The sequence below is a fragment of the Vreelandella rituensis genome, assembly GCF_003336665.1.
Classification (GTDB): domain Bacteria; phylum Pseudomonadota; class Gammaproteobacteria; order Pseudomonadales; family Halomonadaceae; genus Vreelandella; species Vreelandella rituensis.
Map to the genome: position 1 here is coordinate 1 of NZ_QPIJ01000125.1, position 2872 is coordinate 2872.

Consider the following 2872-nt stretch of genomic DNA (forward strand, 5'->3'; position numbering starts at 1 on the left):
TTGGGGGTGATGGGGCGCAGGTTGTTCATCCCGAACCAGCCCAGAAAGGCCAGCGGAACCAGAAATACCAGCCAGATGAAACCGGCGTTTTGAATCCAGGTCTCGGTGCCCGCTTCGATGCGACCGATCAAGGTGCCGCTGGAACTTTGCAGTTCCATGGGCGCGCCGGCGATGGCGCCGAAAATGCCCACGGTCATGACCAGCGGAATCAGGATCTGCATGGTGGTGACGCCGAAGTTGCCCAGGCCGGCGTTCATGCCCAGGGCATACCCCTGCTGCTTTTTCGGGAAGAACGTGGAGATGTTGCTCATCGAGCAGGCGAAGTTGCCGCCGCCGATGCCGGAGAGCAATGCCAGGGCCTGGAAGACCCAGAACGGGGTGTCCGGGTTCCGCAAGGCGAAGCCGGTGCCCGCCGCCGGGATCATCAGCAGCGCCGTGGTCAGGAAGATGGTGTTGCGCCCACCGGCAATGCGGATCATGAAGGACGCCGGGATACGCAGCGTGGCGCCGGCAAGCCCGGCCAGGGCGGTCAGGGTGAACAGCTGGTTAACCGAAAAGGGAAACCCCAGGTTCTGCATCTGGGTGGTGATCATGCCCCACATCAGCCAGACAGCGAAGCCCATCAGCAGGCTGGGAATCGAGATCCACAGGTTGCGGGTGGCAATGCGCTTGCCTTGGCGTCGCCAGAAGGTATCGTCTTCGACCTCCCACTCATGCAGGTCGCCATTCAATCGAGGCTTGTTGTCCAAGCCTTGATCATCGATGTTGGTATTAGCCATCTCCATCCCCCCTGATTGACCGCTTGCCGGTGCCGGTGACGCCATGCGATAGCGAGCGATTCATTATTGATGGAGAACAAGATACGCCCCGCGATCAAACGGCGAAATGGGAGGAAATGGTTGCAAAAACAGTGGCCTACCCATTTCGAGTTATAAGGGGTAGTGTGCTAGGTTATTGATTTTTCAGAGGGTGTGGCGAAGTAGGTAGGGGCGGTCGAATGGGATTGGCGGCGCCTGGGCTTTTTGGAGGTAACCACCAAGAACCGGTTCAGCCGGGCGGTCAAGGCAGGTGAGGGTGTTCAGCGATCGAGGTTTTCCTGAACCGCCCATACCGCCGCTTCGACGCGTGAACGCAGATTGAGCTTCTTGAGCAGATGCTTGACGTGAACCTTGACGGTACCTTCGCTGATATCCAGTTTGCGCGCGATCAGCTTGTTCGAAAGCCCCCCTGCAAGCTCGCGGAGGATTTCGCGTTCGCGCTGGGTGAGGCTGTGAATATCGGGCGTCGCGGGGGCGGTACGCTGATTGCGCAAGGCTTCGGCGAGCAAGGCGGTCAAGCTGTCGCTGATCACCATGCGCCCGAGTGCGGCCTGGCGAAGTTGGCGCACCATGTCCTCGGGTTCCATGTCCTTGAGCAGGTAGCCATCTGCACCGGTGCGCAGGGCGGCGACCACATCATCCTCATGATCGGAGACGGTAAACATCACCACACGCCCGCTGTAGTCGGCGTCGCGCAGGCGGCGCAGAACTTCCAGCCCATTCATGCCCGGCATATTCAAGTCGAGCAATACGACATCGGGTTCGAACTTGAGTGCCAGTTCAATGCCTTCTTCAGGTTTGCCGGTTTCGCCGACCAGTTCGAGATCATCTTCCAGTTCGAGCAATTGGGCGACCCCACGACGCAATAGGGGGTGATCGTCGATGATCAACAGGGTGGCGGGCGGCTCGGTGGTGGTTGGCTCTGTGGCTGGCGTTAGCGTCATGACGATGTTCCCGTTCCAGGTTGAGAGGCGAAAGCGTCTTGCACATCAGGCTGTTGTTGAATCAAACGAGCGGTAATGGGGGTGAACTCGAACTCGATCTTGACCCCTCCCGCCNTGCCGCTTCAATGTGGCGATACCAGCTTTCCCAGCGCCGCACCTCATAGTCATCCAGTCCGTATTCTCCCTTGGCTGTCTGAAAACCCTGCTCGATCTTCCAGTACTGACTTGCGTGGGAGCATGAAAAGCAATGAAGAAGCACAGAGATTAAGCGTTTGTAGAATTTACGACTGTAGTGCCAGCGTCATGACGATGTTCCCGTTCCAGGTTGAGAGGCGAAAGCGTCTTGCACATCAGGCTGTTGTTGAATCAAACGAGCGGTAATGGGGGTGAACTCGAACTCGATCTTGACCCCTCCCGCCTGGCGGTTGCCGATGCGTAGTTCTCCGCCCAGGGTCTCGGCCCGGTCACGCATGATGACCAGGCCATAATGCAGGGGCGGAGAGCGGTCATCAATCAGGCCAATGCCGTCATCTTCAACGCTCACCCATAGCCGCGCATGCGCGAAACGCACGGTGACGGCGGCCCAATGCGCGCGGGCGTGTTTATGGGTATTGGCCAGCGCCTCTCGAACGATCTGCAAGACGTGAATTTCCTCGTTCGGGTTCAGCAGATAAGGCGGCACCTCATAGAAGAGTTCCACTGGCACCCCCATGCGGTCGGCGAATTCGCCGGTGGTCTGGCGCAGCGCCGAGTGCAGGCCGGGAGCATCCAGTTTGAGGCGGAACGTGGTGAGTAGCTCGCGCAACTGGCGGTAGGCACTGTTGAGACCGGTGCGCAATTCATCGAAGACCGCGCTCTGGACTTCCCGTGGAACCTCCTTCTCCTGCATACGCTCCAGGCGCGCCACCTGCATCTTGAGATATGACAGTGACTGCGCCAGGGAGTCGTGAAGCTCCCGGGCGATGGTGGTGCGCTCGTTGATCAGCGTTACCTGCTGTTGCTCCTCGATACGGCGTTGCAAATATACCGCAGTGGCCAACTGGTCCGCCAGTACGGTCAGCAAGCGCCGGGTACTGTCGGCGAGCTGCTTTTGTGGATACCAGATTTCCA

At 59.0% G+C, this 2872-nt stretch carries 3 protein-coding genes; all 3 read right to left on the minus strand.

Annotated features, from left to right (window positions below; genetic code table 11):
• On the minus strand, window positions 1-779 hold a 779-nt coding region (locus DU506_RS20915), incomplete at its 3' end, for an MFS transporter (RefSeq protein ID WP_479715042.1).
• 299 nt (window positions 780-1078) lie between these two features.
• Window positions 1079-1762, minus strand: a complete 684-nt coding sequence (narL, locus tag DU506_RS20920) for a two-component system response regulator NarL (protein WP_114488758.1) — start codon at window positions 1760-1762, stop codon at window positions 1079-1081.
• A 301-nt stretch (window positions 1763-2063) separates the two neighbouring features.
• A partial coding sequence (locus tag DU506_RS20930; protein ID WP_235825873.1) for a histidine kinase occupies window positions 2064-2872 on the minus strand: 809 nt, incomplete at its 5' end.

What these genes read in the sequence shown, in the direction of transcription:
- narL (WP_114488758.1), bottom strand. Translation starts at nt 1,762, where the DNA reads ATGACGCTAACGCCAGCCACAGAGCCAACCACCACCGAGCCGCCCGCC.